The 14,930-nt window shown below is 67.9% G+C and carries 10 protein-coding genes and 33 tRNA genes; 38 read left to right on the top strand and 5 right to left on the bottom strand.

Features of this window, described 5'->3' with window-relative positions; translation table 11 throughout:
- Positions 1–24 precede the first annotated feature (24 nt).
- The gene (locus AB0A90_RS30220; RefSeq protein ID WP_357254496.1) at positions 25–306 is read right to left on the bottom strand and encodes a hypothetical protein; all 282 of its coding nucleotides are present in this window, start codon (positions 304–306) and stop codon (positions 25–27) included.
- A 135-nt stretch (positions 307–441) separates the two neighbouring features.
- Here AB0A90_RS30220 and AB0A90_RS30215 point away from each other — a divergent pair, with 135 nt between their 5' ends.
- Positions 442–714, top strand: coding sequence for a hypothetical protein (locus AB0A90_RS30215; protein ID WP_357254494.1), 273 nt, complete (start codon positions 442–444; stop codon positions 712–714).
- Positions 715–818: 104 nt separating this feature from the next.
- Here the strand turns inward: AB0A90_RS30215 and AB0A90_RS30210 are convergent, their stop codons facing one another.
- Together AB0A90_RS30210 and AB0A90_RS30205 are read right to left on the bottom strand one after the other, a co-directional pair.
- Entirely contained in the window at positions 819–2,039 is a 1,221-nt protein-coding gene (locus AB0A90_RS30210; RefSeq protein WP_357254492.1) for a PQQ-dependent sugar dehydrogenase, read from the bottom strand.
- 109 nt (positions 2,040–2,148) lie between these two features.
- The gene (locus AB0A90_RS30205; protein ID WP_357254490.1) at positions 2,149–2,751 is read right to left on the bottom strand and encodes a lytic polysaccharide monooxygenase; all 603 of its coding nucleotides are present in this window, start codon (positions 2,749–2,751) and stop codon (positions 2,149–2,151) included.
- Positions 2,752–3,622: 871 nt separating this feature from the next.
- On the opposite strand from AB0A90_RS30205, the gene AB0A90_RS30200 reads away from it, so the two are divergent.
- The 29 genes from AB0A90_RS30200 to AB0A90_RS30060 all read left to right on the top strand — a co-directional run bounded on the left by AB0A90_RS30200 (position 3,623) and on the right by AB0A90_RS30060 (position 11,018).
- On the top strand, positions 3,623–4,852 hold the full coding sequence (locus tag AB0A90_RS30200; RefSeq protein ID WP_357254488.1) for a cytochrome P450: 1,230 nt from the start codon (positions 3,623–3,625) through the stop codon (positions 4,850–4,852).
- Positions 4,849–5,076, top strand: coding sequence for a ferredoxin (locus tag AB0A90_RS30195; RefSeq protein ID WP_357254485.1), 228 nt, complete (start codon positions 4,849–4,851; stop codon positions 5,074–5,076). Before AB0A90_RS30200 ends, AB0A90_RS30195 begins: the two co-directional genes overlap by 4 nt.
- A gap of 329 nt (positions 5,077–5,405) precedes the next feature.
- Positions 5,406–6,911, top strand: a complete 1,506-nt coding sequence (locus AB0A90_RS30190) for an endo-1,4-beta-xylanase (protein ID WP_357254483.1) — start codon at positions 5,406–5,408, stop codon at positions 6,909–6,911.
- A gap of 262 nt (positions 6,912–7,173) precedes the next feature.
- The gene (locus AB0A90_RS30185; RefSeq protein WP_357254481.1) at positions 7,174–7,821 is read left to right on the top strand and encodes a hypothetical protein; all 648 of its coding nucleotides are present in this window, start codon (positions 7,174–7,176) and stop codon (positions 7,819–7,821) included.
- A 343-nt stretch (positions 7,822–8,164) separates the two neighbouring features.
- Positions 8,165–8,237 (top strand) — tRNA-Trp (locus AB0A90_RS30180).
- Positions 8,238–8,426: 189 nt separating this feature from the next.
- Positions 8,427–8,499, top strand: a tRNA-Ala gene (locus tag AB0A90_RS30175).
- A gap of 50 nt (positions 8,500–8,549) precedes the next feature.
- Positions 8,550–8,623, top strand: a tRNA-Glu gene (locus AB0A90_RS30170).
- Between the two features lie 16 nt (positions 8,624–8,639).
- Positions 8,640–8,712 (top strand) — tRNA-Gly (locus tag AB0A90_RS30165).
- 7 nt (positions 8,713–8,719) lie between these two features.
- Positions 8,720–8,796, top strand: a tRNA-Gln gene (locus AB0A90_RS30160).
- Positions 8,797–8,899: 103 nt separating this feature from the next.
- A tRNA-Leu gene (locus AB0A90_RS30155) sits at positions 8,900–8,974 on the top strand.
- 13 nt (positions 8,975–8,987) lie between these two features.
- A tRNA-Thr gene (locus AB0A90_RS30150) sits at positions 8,988–9,063 on the top strand.
- A gap of 1 nt (position 9,064) precedes the next feature.
- A tRNA-Gly gene (locus AB0A90_RS30145) sits at positions 9,065–9,140 on the top strand.
- A gap of 68 nt (positions 9,141–9,208) precedes the next feature.
- A tRNA-Leu gene (locus tag AB0A90_RS30140) sits at positions 9,209–9,283 on the top strand.
- Between the two features lies 1 nt (position 9,284).
- Positions 9,285–9,360 (top strand) — tRNA-Thr (locus tag AB0A90_RS30135).
- A gap of 1 nt (position 9,361) precedes the next feature.
- Positions 9,362–9,434: transfer RNA gene (locus tag AB0A90_RS30130), tRNA-Thr, on the top strand.
- A gap of 8 nt (positions 9,435–9,442) precedes the next feature.
- Positions 9,443–9,515 (top strand) — tRNA-Met (locus tag AB0A90_RS30125).
- Positions 9,516–9,525: 10 nt separating this feature from the next.
- Positions 9,526–9,608: transfer RNA gene (locus AB0A90_RS30120), tRNA-Leu, on the top strand.
- Positions 9,609–9,783: 175 nt separating this feature from the next.
- Positions 9,784–9,856: transfer RNA gene (locus AB0A90_RS30115), tRNA-Ala, on the top strand.
- 26 nt (positions 9,857–9,882) lie between these two features.
- A tRNA-Asp gene (locus AB0A90_RS30110) sits at positions 9,883–9,955 on the top strand.
- A 5-nt stretch (positions 9,956–9,960) separates the two neighbouring features.
- A tRNA-Ser gene (locus tag AB0A90_RS30105) sits at positions 9,961–10,050 on the top strand.
- A 1-nt stretch (position 10,051) separates the two neighbouring features.
- Positions 10,052–10,126: transfer RNA gene (locus AB0A90_RS30100), tRNA-Ile, on the top strand.
- 255 nt (positions 10,127–10,381) lie between these two features.
- Positions 10,382–10,454 (top strand) — tRNA-Arg (locus tag AB0A90_RS30095).
- A gap of 4 nt (positions 10,455–10,458) precedes the next feature.
- Positions 10,459–10,531, top strand: a tRNA-Pro gene (locus AB0A90_RS30090).
- Between the two features lie 5 nt (positions 10,532–10,536).
- A tRNA-Pro gene (locus AB0A90_RS30085) sits at positions 10,537–10,610 on the top strand.
- Between the two features lie 5 nt (positions 10,611–10,615).
- Positions 10,616–10,702: transfer RNA gene (locus tag AB0A90_RS30080), tRNA-OTHER, on the top strand.
- A gap of 1 nt (position 10,703) precedes the next feature.
- Positions 10,704–10,779: transfer RNA gene (locus AB0A90_RS30075), tRNA-Lys, on the top strand.
- 4 nt (positions 10,780–10,783) lie between these two features.
- Positions 10,784–10,859 (top strand) — tRNA-Arg (locus tag AB0A90_RS30070).
- Positions 10,860–10,862: 3 nt separating this feature from the next.
- Positions 10,863–10,936: transfer RNA gene (locus AB0A90_RS30065), tRNA-Lys, on the top strand.
- A 2-nt stretch (positions 10,937–10,938) separates the two neighbouring features.
- Positions 10,939–11,018, top strand: a tRNA-Met gene (locus AB0A90_RS30060).
- Here AB0A90_RS30060 and AB0A90_RS30055 read toward each other — a convergent pair.
- A complete protein-coding gene (locus AB0A90_RS30055) occupies positions 10,997–11,476 on the bottom strand; it encodes an endonuclease domain-containing protein (protein WP_357254479.1) in 480 nt (159 codons plus the stop codon). The genes AB0A90_RS30060 and AB0A90_RS30055 overlap by 22 nt on opposite strands.
- A 152-nt stretch (positions 11,477–11,628) precedes the next feature.
- Here AB0A90_RS30055 and AB0A90_RS30050 point away from each other — a divergent pair.
- From AB0A90_RS30050 to AB0A90_RS30015, 8 genes are all read left to right on the top strand, one after another.
- Positions 11,629–11,700: transfer RNA gene (locus tag AB0A90_RS30050), tRNA-Val, on the top strand.
- Positions 11,701–11,712: 12 nt separating this feature from the next.
- Positions 11,713–11,787 (top strand) — tRNA-Glu (locus AB0A90_RS30045).
- A 5-nt stretch (positions 11,788–11,792) separates the two neighbouring features.
- Positions 11,793–11,866, top strand: a tRNA-Asn gene (locus AB0A90_RS30040).
- A gap of 1 nt (position 11,867) precedes the next feature.
- Positions 11,868–11,940, top strand: a tRNA-Val gene (locus AB0A90_RS30035).
- Between the two features lie 20 nt (positions 11,941–11,960).
- Positions 11,961–12,036 (top strand) — tRNA-His (locus AB0A90_RS30030).
- A 1-nt stretch (position 12,037) separates the two neighbouring features.
- Positions 12,038–12,120 (top strand) — tRNA-Tyr (locus AB0A90_RS30025).
- Positions 12,121–12,125: 5 nt separating this feature from the next.
- Positions 12,126–12,198, top strand: a tRNA-Arg gene (locus AB0A90_RS30020).
- 9 nt (positions 12,199–12,207) lie between these two features.
- Positions 12,208–12,278: transfer RNA gene (locus tag AB0A90_RS30015), tRNA-Cys, on the top strand.
- 190 nt (positions 12,279–12,468) lie between these two features.
- On the opposite strand, the gene AB0A90_RS30010 is transcribed toward AB0A90_RS30015, so the two are convergent.
- Positions 12,469–14,676 carry an MMPL family transporter gene (locus tag AB0A90_RS30010; protein WP_357254478.1) on the bottom strand — a complete coding sequence of 736 codons (2,208 nt, stop codon included), beginning with the start codon at positions 14,674–14,676 and terminating at the stop codon, positions 12,469–12,471.
- Between the last annotated feature and the right edge of the window lie 254 nt (positions 14,677–14,930).

Below are 14,930 nucleotides of genomic sequence, written 5' to 3'. Positions count from 1 at the left end.
GCGGGGCCGACGAGCGGTGGGCGTTCATGGTCGGAAGTGGGGCAGATCCACCCCAGAGGCACGACGTTCTTCCCGCACGGCCTCCTCCACGAATGCCCTCAGTATCGGTAGTGGCAGGCCAGCGTCGGTCAGGAAGACCTCGGCACCACCGGCGTTCTCGCCGGCGAACGTGACAGTCACGAGAGCCGGACCCAGCTCGTCGTCCACCAGTTCCGCCAGCTCAAGCGCCGGGCCGTCATGCCGTATGGCGTCGTGGTAGGCCATGACCTGGAACCGCCGGCCGCCGTACGCAAGGGGTATAACCATCGGCAGACCTTCGCACGACGCGCTCACCCGCCGCCACGCCAGCAAAGTCCAGGGCCGTACTTGTCATCGCCGGATGGCCACTGCTCATCGGGGATGATGGATAGACGTCCGGTGCGGGGAACGAGGGAGTACGCCGTGGAGCTGCAACTGCGGATGTCCGACAAGGCACGGGATTTCGTCGAGCAGGTACTGCACGAGATGCTGGTGCGATTTCCGATCACTCGGGACGAGGCGGTGGGTCGGGTGAATCAGGCTTGGGGACACATCGACCACATCGGCGACAAGGACCTGATCTTCCACGAATCACCCGACGAGTGGGCTCGTACCATCTACTACGGCAAGGACTCGCGCTGGTGGCAGGGCGAGAACGGGCTCAGGCCGTTGCCGTACGAGTCGGACGCGGGATAGAGCGTGGCGCTCGTGGGCTGGGGGTTCGTCGCAAGCCCACGGAGGCTCGTACGCAGAGGCCCGTCACTGGAGTTGCTGGTGACGGGCCTCTGCGTAGAGACGGCTTACCTGTTGAGCGGGACCCGCTCGAACCGTACCCGGCTCAGCCATCCCGGGAGGTCACTGAGCACGTACAGCTCGCCGTGCACATCGGCGCCGAACGCCGTCGGCTGGGTGGGGAAGGTGCCGATCTCGGCGGACTCGTAGCCACCCGTGGACTTGGGACGCACGGCGAACGCGCGGGTCGAGCAGTAGTCGCTCGCGATGTAGGTCCCGCGCGCCTCCGGGGTGACGGAACCCCGGTACACCAGGCCGCCGATGATGGAGCAGTTCTCCGTCATGTAGTGGTCGTACTCGACGACCGGGTCGGTGAGCCGTACGCCCGGCCGGCACTGCGTCTCGTCGAAGACCGGCGTGCCCTCTCGGCACGACCAACCGAGGTTCGCTCCACGCTGCCACGGGCGGACGTGGTTGATCTCCTCGATCAGACCCTGGCCGACGTCACCGATCCACAGCGAGTTGTCGACCGGGTCGATGGAGAACTTCCACGCGTTACGCAGCCCGTAGACCCAGATCTCCGGTCGCGCGCCCGGCGTGCGGACGAACGGGTTGTCGGAGGGTACGCAGTAGCGCTTGCCCCCGCAGGAACGGTTGACGTCGATCCGGAGAATCTTGCCGAGCAGGGTGCCGAGGTTCTGGCCGCTCTTGAACGGGTCGTTCGCGTTGCCGCCGTCGCCGAGGGACCAGTAGAGGTAGCCGTCGCGGCCGAAGGCCACCTGTCCGCCGTTGTGGTTGCCGAACTCGGCGTGCTCCTGGGTGAGCAGCACCTGCAGCCGGTCGGGAGCACCGATGGGCACTCGCGCCAGGGTCAGCGCGCCGGCCGGCAGGCTCGTGTAGGCCACGTAGAGGATCCCGGTCCGCGCGAAGTTCGGCGCGGGCGTGATGCCGAGCAGGCCCCGCTCGTTGTCCGACGTGTCGATCCGGGCGGTCAGGTCGAGCACCGGCTCCGCGGCCAGGCCGGTGTCGGGGTGGTACGCGCGGACGGTGCCGTTCTTCTCCGCGATCAGCATCCGACCGTCCGGCAGTCCGGTAATGGCGATCGGGCGCTGCAGCCCGAACGCCACCCGTTCGGACACCACGGTCAGCTCGGCTAGTGGCGCGGCACGGGTGTGGACTGTGCCGGCTGCCGCGGTGCTTGCCACCGGCGGTGGCAACAGAAGCGCGGACAGGGTCAGGATGAGCAGCCCTGCCAGCATGGTGGCCGGGCGATAACGCCGTCGCTGCATGTTCAGCTCCTCGAGCAGGTGGGCGGAGGGTGTGATCTGGAAGCGGGGCCGGCCCAGGGTGCCTACGCACCCTGGGCCGGAGTGGTGCCGTGCCGGTCGGACCTGCCGATCAGGAGATGGTGATGTCGCTGCACCACATGTAGGTCTGGTCCAGGTGGGACGCCCTCCAGAGCACGAACAGGATCTGGTTCCCGCTGCGTGCGGGGAGCGACACGTTGAACGAGATGTTCTGCGCTGGCGCGTATCGCCCGGTCGTCGTGATCAGGTCGAGGTTGCCCCACCCGAGCCGTTGGGTGGCCGGGTTGAACCCCTGCTTGGTGACGTAGACCTGGAAGTAGTCAGCACCGTGGCTGGCCTGGTCGTACATCTGGACCGTGAGGTTGCGGCTGACGGGGGTCGTCTTCCACGCCCCGGGCTGGTTCACGGCGTTGTTCCTGGAGAGGCCGTTGCTGCACAGTTGCCCATCCGGGGTTTTGGCCTGGTACTGGCCGCCGAGACCGTCGCGCAGCTGGCTCATCCAGTTCCACATGGTGTCCGGGTTGGCCTGGAACGCCTGCCAGCACATCGGGTCCTGCTGCTGCATGGCCGGGTTCATGTGCTGGCTGCCCCAGGCCTTCCAGCACTGGTACGCGCGAGTCGCCGGATTGATGACGGTCCCGTGTGCCTGAGCAGCGCCGGTCCAGGGCAGCGTACCGATCACCATCGCGAACATCAGGACGAGCGCCTGGAGGGATCGACGGACGGTTGACCGGGGTCGTCCGCCGGATTGATCGGGCTTGTGTAAACGCACTGTTCATCCTCCGTTCCTCGGTACGAAACATCAGTGTGGGAACGCTCCCAAGGCCACTGTTGCATCTATCCACTCAAATATCAATGCTGATCTATGTATGGGTGGATGTGGAGCGAGCTGTCCCGGATCGTCGGATCTTTGCCGGGTCCACGTACCCTGCTCGGCAGTCCGGCGTGGTCGGCCCCCGGCCGCCACGTCGTGCCAGCGGCCATCTCCGCGGAGGTGGAAGCCGCCGCCCTCTTGGACGTGGGGTGCACCCGGGCACGTCAGGCGTCGAGCGCGTCGGCCGTCGTGGACGGTGGCCGGGGATGCATGCGGCGGGCGAGAAACGTCTGCCCGGCACGATGCTCGTCCTCAGGGCGATGGCCCGGCGGTGGGGCGTGCGAGCGTCTGTCACAGTGACGCATCGCTGGCCCTGCGGTGCTCCCGTGCTGGCCGTTCTCAGCACGGTTGCCCCCGTGCTGCGGCGATATGAGCCATTCCAGCACATCTGAGTCCATGATTGCAACATCGATAGAGGTCGCTGTTGTTGCGGCCTGGCTGTGCGTACCTTCCACCGCTGCCCGGGGCGACCGGCGAGGCCAGCTGTCGCATCCAGTCACGGACGAGCGTTCGGGGTGGGCGCGGACCGACCTCCATGGCGATCATCGACATCTGCCGCTACGATCCGATATCGATTAGTCACTGAGCGTTGATGCGTGCTGTTCGCAAGGCCCTGGACGCTCGCAATCCGGCGCCGCCTCGAACGTGGTGCCGACCTGAGGATCACGCCGTCTCGACGAAGGACATCCGGATGACGGACAGTGCGCAGACCATCGGAAGCCGAGCCGTTCCGCCCGCGCGGCCGTACCCGTTCAGTGTGCCCGACCGCCTCGTCGTCGATCCGACCTATGGCGAGTTGCGCGAGAACGAGCCGATGACCCGGGTGCAGCTTCCCTACGGGGAGGAGGCGTGGCTCGCCACCCGGTACGAGGACGTCCGTACGGTCCTCGGCGACGTGCGGTTCGGCCGCGCCCCGGCCGTCCAGCGCGACGAGCCCAGGCTCACGTCGCGCCAGCAGTCCAGCGGCATGCTGACCATGGACCCGCCCGATCACACCCGGCTGCGCCGGCTGGTCGCGAAGGCGTTCACCGCGCGTCGGGTGGAGGCGCTGCGCCCCCGGACCCAGGAGATCGCCGACGCACTCATCGACGACATGGTGCGGCTCGGTCCTCCAGCCGACCTGGTGGAGCACGTCGCCACACCGCTGCCGATCCAGGTGATCTGCGAGCTGCTCGGGGTCCCGTACGCCGACCGCGACCGCTTCCACATGTGGTCCGAGGCGATCGTCTCGACCACGTCCCTGCCCGTGGAAACGATCCAGGAGTACCTGAACAATCTCTGGGACTACATGGGCGCTCTGGTCGCCGAGCGCCGCCGCGAGCCGGGGATCGACGACCTGCTCGGCGCGTTGGTGCAGGCCCGCGACGAGAATCAGGATCGGCTCAGCGAGACCGAGCTGGTGGAGCTGGCCGGAGGGCTGCTCGCGGCCGGCCACGAGACCACGGTGACCCAGATCCCCAACTTCGTCTACGTCCTGCTGCACAATCCGGACCAGCTCGCTCGGCTGCGGACCGATCCGTCGCTGGTGCCGGCCGCGGTGGAGGAACTGCTGCGGTACGTACCGCTCGGCGTCGGCGCCTCCTTCGCCCGGTACGCCAAAGAGGACGTCGAGGTCGGCGGGGTGCTGGTCCGGGCGGGTGAGCCGGTCCTCGGCTCACTGTCGTCGGCGAATCGGGACGGTACCGTCTTTGCCGACCCGGACCGGCTGGATCTCGACCGCGAGCAGCACCCGCACCTGGGCTTCGGGCACGGCGTACACCACTGTGTCGGCGCGCAGTTGGCCCGCATGGAGTTGCAGGTCGTCGTCGCCACCCTCGTGACTCGCCTGCCCGGATTGCGTCTCGCCGTCCCGGAAGCCGAGCTGGAGTGGAAGCGGGGCATGCTGGTGCGGGGCCTGCTCGGCATGCCGGTGGCCTGGTGAGTGCCGCATGGCGGATCGGTGTGGACTCGCACCGCTGTATCGGCACGAGCATCTGCGCCGGCACCGCGCCCGAGCACTTCCGCCTGGTCGACGGCCGGTCCGCGCCGCTGGCCGACGTCGCCACCCCGGCCGAGGTCATCCTCGACGCGGCCAACTCGTGCCCGGTCGAGGCGATCACGGTCCGCGACGCCACCGACGACCGGCTGATCGCCCCGGAGGAGTGACCCGAGATCGAGCCCAGCCGTCGCGGCTCAGCCTCGCCATCGCGCCGGGCCGGCGGCAGGCGAATCGAATCAATTCGATATAACATCGGGGCAGGGCAGTCACTCCGCACGGGCGTACGGCGCGGAGTCTCGCCATCCACCGGACGGACCGGGCAGCCGGCGGTGGCATCCGATTTCGGGCGCGGCCGGGTTGACGCCGGCTCGGCGTCACCTGCTGCGTGCTGGTCCCCGCGGCGAGTGCGGTGCTCCGTTCGTCGACCCTCGGCGATCGTCGATTCCGCGCCTCGCATCGGTAACGGACCAGTCAGAACTCCGAGGAGAAGGCACCGATGAACGACGTACCCGCTCAACCGAAACGCCGTACCAGGGGTGCCGCCAGGCTGCTTCTGGGCGGAGCCTGCGCCATCGCGATCACCGTGTCCTCGATGGCCCTGGCGACCTTCGCCCGCGCCGACCTCAGCGGACCGCCCGGGACCACCCTGCAAGCTGCCGCCGAGCGCAGCGGCCGGTACTTCGGCGCCGCCATGGGGGCGGACCGTCTCACCGACTCCGGCTTCCTGACCATCGCGAACCGCGAGTTCGACATGATGACGGCCGTCAACGAGATGAAGCCCGACGCGACCCAGCCCAACCCGGGTCAGTTCGACTTCCGCCGCGGTGACGCGATCTACAACTGGGCGACCCAGCAGGGCATGCGATTCCGTGGTCACACCCTGGCCTGGCACGCTCAGCAGCCGAGGTTCTGGGGAAGTCTCAGCGGCAGCGCCCTGCGGACCGCGATGATCGACCACATCAACGGCGTCATGGCCCACTACAAGGGCAAGTTCTACGCCTGGGACGTGGTGAACGAGGCCTTCGCCGAGAACGGCAGCCGGCGGTCGTCGAACCTGCAGTCCACCGGGAACGACTGGATCGAGGTGGCGTTCCGGACCGCGCGCGCCGCCGACCCGAGCGTGAAGCTGTGCTACAACGACTACAACATCGAGAACTGGACGTACGCCAAGACGCAGGGCGTCTACAACATGATCAGGGACTTCAAGTCCCGGGGCGTCCCGGTGGACTGCGTGGGCCTCCAGACCCACTTCACCGGTGGCAGTTCGCTGCCGGGCAACTTCCAGCAGACGCTGTCCAGCTTCGCCGCCCTCGGGGTCGACGTGGCGTTGACCGAGGCCGACGTCACCAACGCCTCGACCAGTCAGTACCAGGGCCTGACCCAGGCCTGCATGAACGTCCCCCGCTGCGTCGGCATCACGACGTGGGGCATTCGGGACAGCGACTCCTGGCGCGGCAACGAGAACCCGCTGCTCTTCGACCGCAACAGCAACCCCAAGGCGGCGTACACCGCCGTCCTCAACGCTCTCAACGCCGCCTCCACCACCGTGCCGGGGACCCCACCGACGACTGCTCCGCCGACGACCGCTCCGCCGACCACGGCTCCGCCGACGACCGCTCCGCCGACGACCGCTCCGCCGACGACCGCTCCGCCGACGACTGCGCCGCCGACGACCGCGCCACCGACCACGCCGCCGCCCGGTGCCTGCACCGCGACGTACCGCATGGTCAACAGCTGGAACGGTGGCTTCCAGGGCGAGGTCACCGTGGCGAACAACGGCTCCACCACCCTCAACGGCTGGACCGTACGGCTGACGCTGGCCAGCGGGCAGACCATCGCCAACGTCTGGAGTGGCATCAACACCGGCACCAGTGGGGCGGTCAGCGTCCGTAACGCCGAATACAACAGGTCTCTCGGCGCGAACGCCTCGACCACCTTCGGTTTCCTGGTCAACGGCGGCAGCAACACCGCGCCCGGCGGCCTCTCCTGCACCAGCCCCTGACCGGTCACACGTACCGGCCCAGCGCGCCCCAGCACGCTGACCAGGCCCGGAGCCACCGGCTCCGGGCCTGGACGCCGGCCTGGTCGGTCGGAGCCGGTTGACGGCAGTCGACCGGGTCCGACCAACAGTCTCTCCGCGTTGATCCGTACCGGACGGCTTGCCCGTGCCCGCTGAGCGTGGCGCGCCCGCCTTCAAGCCTTGGGATGATTCGATGTGGTTTGTCTCTCGCGGGTAGGCCACTGTCGTTCGAAGGGGTGTGGTCGTGGCGACGGCTGAGGTGCCGGCTTCGGATCGGGCGGAGCGCGGTGCGGGCGCCGCGGCGCGGCTGGACCTGACGGCGATCGTGGCCCTGGCCAGCGGTATTGCGTCGGTGGGCCGGCCGACGCTGGTGGGGGTGGAGGGGTTCGGGGGAGCCGGCAAGACGGTGATCGCTCGACGGCTCGCCCACGCGCTGGGCCGTACCCATCTGGTGCACCTGGATGAGTTCCTCGTCGAGGGCGTAATCAGCGACGAGGACAAGAGCGACTTCGATCGCGCGGAGTTCGTCCGTCGTGTGTTGGAGCCGGCGTGGCGCGGAGAGCTCACGGAGTATCGGACGCTGACGGGGATCGAGGGCGGCCCGGGTAGGCAGGTACGGGTCCCGGCGGTGCGGTACCTGATCGTGGAGGGCGTGTCCGCGTACCTCGGTGAGCTGTGGCGCTACTACGACCTTCGGATCTGGGTCGACGCGCCGATGGAGGCGGCCCGGGAGAGAGCCAAACAGCGGGACCTGCGGCGGGGGATCTATGACTCTGCCCTGTGGGATGTGTGGGAACGTTCGGAGCTTGCCTATCGGGCGAAGTACCTGCCGCACACGACCTGCGATGTGGTCTTCGACAACGGTGCTGATCACGTCGACCTTGCCGAGTGATCGGGTTCAGCGGGTCACCCGCCTTGATCGCCAGCGGCCAGTCACACGAAGACGGCTCGGAATATCCGTTGCCATTCGATCGGCACAGCGCCTACCTTGAATGAGCAAGGCAGTCCCGACCACACCAAGGAGTTCCCCGTGATGCAGTACGCCTCCACCGAAACCACGCGGTTCACGCCGCGCGGCGGTGTCGTGCTGCCCTCGATCGGGCGAGCCCACGATCTGTGCGCGAGTGAGCAAAATTGGAAGCCGGGGTGGCGGCGCGAATAGCGCCAGCGCAAGCTGCGAAGCCGCCCACCCCGACCGGGATAGGGCGGCTTTTTCGTTACTGGAGCAACGTCACAGGGGCGTAGCTCAACTGGTAGAGCACCGGTCTCCAAAACCGAAGGTTGCAGGTTCGAGTCCTGCCGCCCCTGCTTTTCTCGTCCCGGCTACGGCCGGCGGCGTCGCAAATTCTCAACTCCACAGTGGATGGCATGAGCAAGACCCCGGCCGGCGCCTGTCTGGGCCGGCCGGGGGCACTACCTCCGGGACGAGGGAGACGGCTGACCCGCTCGCTTTGGGAGCGAGAGACACGGGGTTCGACACCCCGGTCCCGGACACATGGGGTTGTAGCTCAGCTGGGAGAGCGCCGGTTCGGCAGACCGGAGGTCGAGGGTTCGAATCCCTTCTACTCCACGCATCCGTGCCCTCCGGACGTAACCGGTGGCGCACGGGAGTAGCTCGATGGGCCGTTGGAGCAAGGTGGCAGCTCACCTGGTTCTCAGCCAGGAGGCTACGGGTTCGAGCCCCGTACGGCCTACGCAAGGAAATGCCAGGCGGTCGTGGTGAACTCGGCGGACACGTCGGTCTTCCAAACCGAAGAAGCGGGGTCGGTGCCCGCCGGCCGCTCAACCGTTCCGGGATGCTCTGCTGGCAGGGGCGACGGGACTTTGGATCCCGGTACAGACGCAGGTTCGATTCCTGCTCCCGGAGCTCGCAATCGACCAGCGGACGGTCGTCGTGGGGGTCGCAGATCCGAACGTCGACCGCCGCGCAGCGGTGATCGAAAGGCCGATGCCGCAGCCTGCGGAGGCCTGCCCCGGTAGCCCAAATGGTAGGAGGCGGCGCATTCAAACCGCGCACAGTGCGGGTTCGAATCCCGCTCGGGGTACTCAGCACACCATGCCGTCGTGGCTCAGTCGGTAGAGCAGCTCCATGGTAGGGAGCAGGTCGCCGGTTCGACTCCGGCCGACGGCTCCACGCGGTTGTAGCTCAGCTGGTAGAGCGCGACGTTGCCAACGTCGAGGTCGCCCGTTCGATCCGGGTCAACCGCTCCAGGCACCACCGGCGGCGCAAGGTCGCTGACACTTGATCGAAAGTACGGTGCGTTCCACGTGTAGAGCCCGCCCTCGTAGCCCAGCGGTAGAGGCGACGGTCTGAGGGGCCGTACAGGGCAGGTTCGAATCCTGTCGGGGCACCAAGCCGGCGTAGCTCAGTTGGTAGAGCACGCGCCTTGTAAGCGCGAGCGGGCCGGTTCGATTCCGGTCGCCGGCTCCACGCCAGCGAAGCTCACCAGGCAGAGCGCACCCCTCGTAAGGGTGAGGAAGCGGGTTCGACTCCCGCCGCTGGCTCTCCTCTCGCCGACGTAGCTCAGGTGGTAGAGCGGCCGGCTCATAACCGGCAGGCCCCCGGTTCGACACCGGGCGTCGGCACGCACATCACGCGCTCGTGGTGGAACTTGGTAGACACGCACGGCTCAGACCCGTGTGCCGAAAGGCATGGGAGTTCGACTCTCCCCGAGCGCACGACAGGCCCGCCGCGGCCCAGCCAAGCACGGCCCGGCGGGGCGGTGTCGAGGGCGAACGCGGAACCCGGCAACACCGTGCGGACGCGGCGCGGTGACCGGGACTGCCCGGAAGGTGGATGGGTGCCACCGCCCCGCGACAACGGGGAGGTGCGGTTCGAATCCGCCCGGGTCTTGGGGTCGTAGCTCAGTTGGTAGAGCGTCGCATTCGCACCGCGAAGGCCGTCGGTTCGATTCCGTCCGACTCCACTCTCCCGGCCATCGGCCGGGACCATGCTGGCGTAGCTCAGTGGCGAGAGCATCCGGTTGTCAGCCGGAAGGCCGCGGGTTCAAGTCCCGTCGTCAGCGCACATGAAGGGTTGGCCGAGTCTGGTCGATGGCGCCGCGTTGCTAACGCGGAGCGGGTCACACCGCCGGGAGTTCGAATCCCTCACCCTTCGCCAAGCCGTCGTAGCTCAGCCCGGTAAGAGCACCGACCTGATAAGTCGGGGGCCGCTGGTTCAAATCCAGCCGTCGGCACGCAGCGAGAATGCCAGCCAGGCGACCGCGTCGAGCCACCAGCTCGCCGAGGAACGTCCGGGCTCCGCAGGGCAGGGTGGTTCCTAACGGGAACCCGGCGAAAGCACGCGGGCGGCCCGCCTGATGCGTGCGGGTTGGCCGCTAGAGCCTGCCGGCGACGGTAGGCCGAGATGGGTGGTCGCCCCCACCACCGGGCCGCCGGGGTGGGACAGAACCCGGCGTACCGGCCGGCTTCCCTCGCGGCACGCACAACATGCCGCCGTAGCTCAGTGGATAGAGCGCGACGCTACGGACGTCGGAGTCGCTGGTTCGATTCCAGTCGGGGGCTCTTTCGGGACGTGGCGCAGTTTGGTAGCGCATCCGGCTGGGGGCCGGAGGCCGTCGGTTCGAATCCGGCCGTCCCGACTCAACGGGTACTAGCTCAGCTTGGGAGAGCGCCGCGTTCGGGACGCGGAGGCCGGGGGTTCAATTCCCTCGTACCCGACTCATGGAGGGTTCCGGCCCGTGGGGGCCAGCCGGTCTTGAAAACCGGAGGGGGGTGCAAGCCCTCGCGTTCGACTCGTCAACCTTCCGCCATGCGCCGTTAGCTCAGTTGGTAGAGCTTCCGACTCTTAATCGGAATGTCGCAGGTTCGATCCCTGCACGGCGTACCACTTCGCCCCGCTAGCTCAGGGGAAAGAGCAGCAGTTTCCTAAACTGCGTGTCGCTGGTTCGAATCCAGTGCGGGGCACCACACGGGCCGCTAGCTCAATGGCGTAGAGCTGCTGACTTTTAATCAGTAGGTTCGGGGTTCGAGTCCCCGGCGGCCCACTTGCGGGGTAGAGGAGTTCGGTCGTCCTCGCCGGCCTCATAAGCCGGAGATCGCGTGGTTCAAATCCCGCCCCCGCCACCAACCTCCGGCAGTTGCCACCCGGGCACTCGCTCACGCACGTAAACGGCTGCCCGTTCGATGACCTCCGGGTTGTCACGAAGAAGTCCGATCGCCCGGTTGCAGTCGTGGCAGAGCAAGCCACGAACGAACTTGGTCCCCTTAATGTGATCGGTGCAGATTTGTTCAAATGGCCTCTGGCAGATGGCACAGGCGTCGCCCTGCGCCATGAGGTGGGCTTCGAAGTCGTCATCGTTAAGCCCGTAGCGACGCTTTCGCCAGCCGACCCGTTGGGAGTAGCGACGGACTGCCTCGCGACGCAACTGGGCCGCCCGCTCCGGGTTTCGGCTTTGCCAAGATTGGTAATACTTTGCGGCACAAGCTTTACATTTGTGCCGCCGGCCAGTTGGCCTGCTCCCGTCCTTCATGAACATATCGAGCGGTTTGGTCTCACCGCATGTTCGGCAGGTGTCAGTCTCCATGTCCTTCATCATAATCTGGGCTCATAACCCAGAGGTTCCCGGGTTCGAATCCCGGTCCCGCTCCCAACGGTCCTGTCCGTTCGGGTTGGCCCTGGCACAAGGAGTGCCAGGCGTAAGCGCGGCACACACTCCGCGACCAGCCCCCAACTCGCGCCCTGGTAGCTCAGTGGGAGAGCACCGGTTCGACAAACCGGGGGCCGCTGGTTCGATCCCAGCTCGGGGCACGCACACCACCTGGCGCGGTGGACGAATTGGAAGAGTCGCCCGGCTTTCACCCGGGACACGTGCGGGTTCGAGTCCCGTCCGCGCTGCCCATTCCCCTGTAGCTCAAAGGTAGAGCGGCCGGCTGTTAACCGGCTGATCTTGGTTCGAGTCCAGGCAGGGGAGCCAAGCCCGTGTAGCTCAGCGGAACGAGCGCCCGGTTCACACCCGGGAGGCCCCTGGTTCGATCCCAGGTGCGGGCACTGGCCTTCGGGCCGCAGTTGTGGCTGTAGCTCAGTGGTAGAGCGCCCGGTTGTGGCCCGGGAGGTTCGCGGGTTCGAGCCCCGCCAGTCACCCCAAGGGAGTGCGCCACCGATGGTGAGGTGGGCCGGGCTGTAACCCCGGTGCGTTCGCGCTCAGGAGTTCGAATCTCTCCACTCCCACGCTTGCCCGCGTAGCTCAGGGGACAGAGCACCAGCTTCCGGAGCTGGGTGTCGGGGGTTCGATTCCCTCCGCGGGTGCTTCTGCCTGGTCGTGTGCCCGAGTGGTGAGGGGGCGGTCTGCAGAACCGCACACGCCGGTTCGATCCCGGTCACGGCCTCGACTACCATCCGCTGTGGACAGAGAGCTGTCGCTGGCGTCAGGTGGGTGGCATCGAGGGCCGGCGGCCGAAGAATCCGTCGACGAGGTGGTCGGTGAAGTCCGCGTGGACAGATCCTCCCGTCACCAGAGCCCGGTAGTAACTCGGCCCACCTTCTGATCGAGTTCGGCCGTCAGGTGCGAAAGCTCGATCATCGGTGGTCCCAGGTTTCCCCGGAGTCCACGGCGGTCTTCACTGCCGGCCGGTCGGCGGCCGGCGGGGCCGGGCCGTCCGGGTCGGAGCCGGCCATCGGCTGCGTACGCCCGGCCGGGGTGAGCCGGGCGGGCCACCAGAACCCGCGGCCCATCAGCACGGTAAGCGTCGGCACCAGCAGCGACGACACCAGCAGTGCGGAGATCAGGATGCCGGCGGCGACCGCGAAGCCCATCTCGGCGAGCAGGGCGACACCGGCGAGCATGAGCGAGGAGAACGTGCCGGCCAGGATGACGGCCGCGGCCACCGCCGTCGGGCCGGTGTGCCGGATGGCCAGGCGTGCGGCCTCGCCGGGGTCGCGGCCCTCGCGCGTCTCCTCGCGCAGCCGGTCCACCATCAGGATGTTGTAGTCGGTGCCGATGGCGACCACGAACAGGTACATGAAGATGGGGACGTTGAAGATGATCCCGGCCTTGCCCAGCCCGTCCTGCATCACGAACACCGACGCACCGAGCGTGGCCAGATAGCTGAGCCCGACCAGGACCATCAGCAGTGTCGCGGCGACGATGCTGCGCAGCAGGGCGAGCAGAACGAGCGCGGTGAGCCCGGCGGCGAGCGGGAAGACCAGCGAGTAGTCCTGGTTGACCGCGCTGCGGATGTCGGCGAAGGTCGCGGTCGGGCCGCCCACCAGGGCGTGGGTGCCGGCCGGGGCCGCATGGTGCGCGGTCGGCCGCAGCGTGTCCGCGACCGTGTCCACCGCCTCGGGGCTGCCGGAGTCGTGGTCGAGCAGCATGCTGATCGTGGCGACGGTGCGGTCCGAGTTGTAGCCCGCGGGGCCGGCCTGGCCGACCCCGTCGAGGCCGGACAGCCGCGACCGGAAGCTGTTCACGCCTGCCTCGTCCAGCGGCTGCCCGGTGTCGCTGACCAGCAGCACGGAGGTCGGGTTGAGGGCGCCGACCGGGAAGCCGCGCTGCAGGTCCCGCAGGGCGATCGCCGACTCGGTGTCCTGCGGGAGACCGGCGTTGTAGTCGTAGCTGGCCTGGAAGCGCAGCGTGCCCAGGGAGAGCAGTGCGAGGACGACGACCGCGGCGGCGGCCAGCACGCCGGCACGGTGCACGATCAGGTCGCTGAGTTTGGCCGACGCCCGCGCCCGCGGCTGCCGCTGCCAGCTCTTGGAAGGCCAAAATACCTTCGGTCCGAGCAGCGAGACGATTGCCGGGATCAGGGTGAGCGCGGTGGCCACCGTGGCGGCGACCGCGATGGCCAGAGCCGGACCCTGCGCCTTGAACGAGCCGAACGAGGAGAACGCCAGGCTGCTGAACGCGATCACGATCGCCGCGCCGGCTGAGGTGATCACCTTGGCCACCCGGGCGGTCGCGTGGATCAGTGCCGTACGCGGGTGCTCGCCGGTGCGCAACTGTTCGCGGTATCGGAAGAGCAGGAAGAGGATGTAGTCGGTGCCGACGCCGAACAGTACGACGGTCACCCAGACCGTGATCGACTGCTCCGCGGTCAGGTCGAAGATCCGCTGGGCGATGCCGATCAGCTTCACCGAGACGAAGACCAGGACACCGATGGTCACCATGGGAAGCAGGGCGGCAACCGGGCTCCGGAAGATCAGCAGCTGTAGCACGATGATCAGGACGACCGTGGCCAGGGCGATGACCTGCTCGGCCGAGGCGAAGGCGTCCTGCGCGTCGATCACGATGCCGACGTCACCGGTCATGCCCGCCTTCAGGTCGGTGTCCTCGAACAACGGCCCGGCGGCGGCCCGCAGCGCCCGCCCGGCCTCCTCGGTGCCGGGATCGCTCTGTGGGCCGTCGACGGTGACCTGGAGGAGTTGGACGAGGCCGTTCTCCGACACCGTCGCCTCGCTGGCCTGCACCTCGGTCACGTGCGGGATCGCCTTGTCCCGAAGCTGTCCGGCGACCTGCTCGACGAGCTGCTGATCGGCGCTGGTCAGCGCGGCGCCGTCGTGGCGCCGCACCACGAACGTCGCGGCGCTGCCGCCCCCGCTCTCCGCGAAGGCCGTCTCCTGCACCTTGCCGGCCTGGACGGACTCGTAGTGGGATGGCAGGAAGTCGGCCTGATCACCGCTGGCGGACAGACCCGGTCCGAAGAACCCGACGATTGTCGCGACGACCAGCCAGGCAGTGATCGTCCACCATGGGTGACGGACCACGCCTCGTGCCAATTTCGCGTACATCAGTCTCGTCCTTTCCAACCCCTCGGCCGGCCACCACGCCGTCTGCCGGTGCGTGATTCAGCCGATCACGCGGAGTTGAAGCGGCCGTGTGCTGGCCTTTCAGGTTCTGTGAGAGTTTGGGGCGGCCCGGACGGCGGGTGCGGACGAGGATGCGCGGAACCGGGGACACCCGTACGTCATCCTCATTGTTTTCACACGGTTTTCCCGGCGAACTCACAACGGCGCAGGGTCCCGGAGACGCACGGCACGGGCAG

The organism is Micromonospora sp. NPDC049204 (assembly GCF_040647935.1).
GTDB lineage: Bacteria > Actinomycetota > Actinomycetes > Mycobacteriales > Micromonosporaceae > Micromonospora.
This window is presented reverse-complemented; position numbering and strand designations above follow the sequence as displayed.

Bases quoted from the DNA above. Each gene is read 5' to 3' on its own strand.
- AB0A90_RS30220 (WP_357254496.1), bottom strand. From the start codon at position 306: ATGGTTATACCCCTTGCGTACGGCGGCCGGCGGTTCCAGGTCATGGCC.
- AB0A90_RS30205 (WP_357254490.1), bottom strand. From the start codon at position 2,751: ATGTTCGCGATGGTGATCGGTACGCTGCCCTGGACCGGCGCTGCTCAG.
- AB0A90_RS30055 (WP_357254479.1), bottom strand. From the start codon at position 11,476: ATGGAGACTGACACCTGCCGAACATGCGGTGAGACCAAACCGCTCGAT.
- AB0A90_RS30010 (WP_357254478.1), bottom strand. From the start codon at position 14,676: ATGTACGCGAAATTGGCACGAGGCGTGGTCCGTCACCCATGGTGGACG.
- AB0A90_RS30190 (WP_357254483.1), top strand. From the start codon at position 5,406: ATGAACGACGTACCCGCTCAACCGAAACGCCGTACCAGGGGTGCCGCC.
- AB0A90_RS30210 (WP_357254492.1), bottom strand. From the start codon at position 2,039: ATGCAGCGACGGCGTTATCGCCCGGCCACCATGCTGGCAGGGCTGCTC.
- AB0A90_RS30200 (WP_357254488.1), top strand. From the start codon at position 3,623: ATGACGGACAGTGCGCAGACCATCGGAAGCCGAGCCGTTCCGCCCGCG.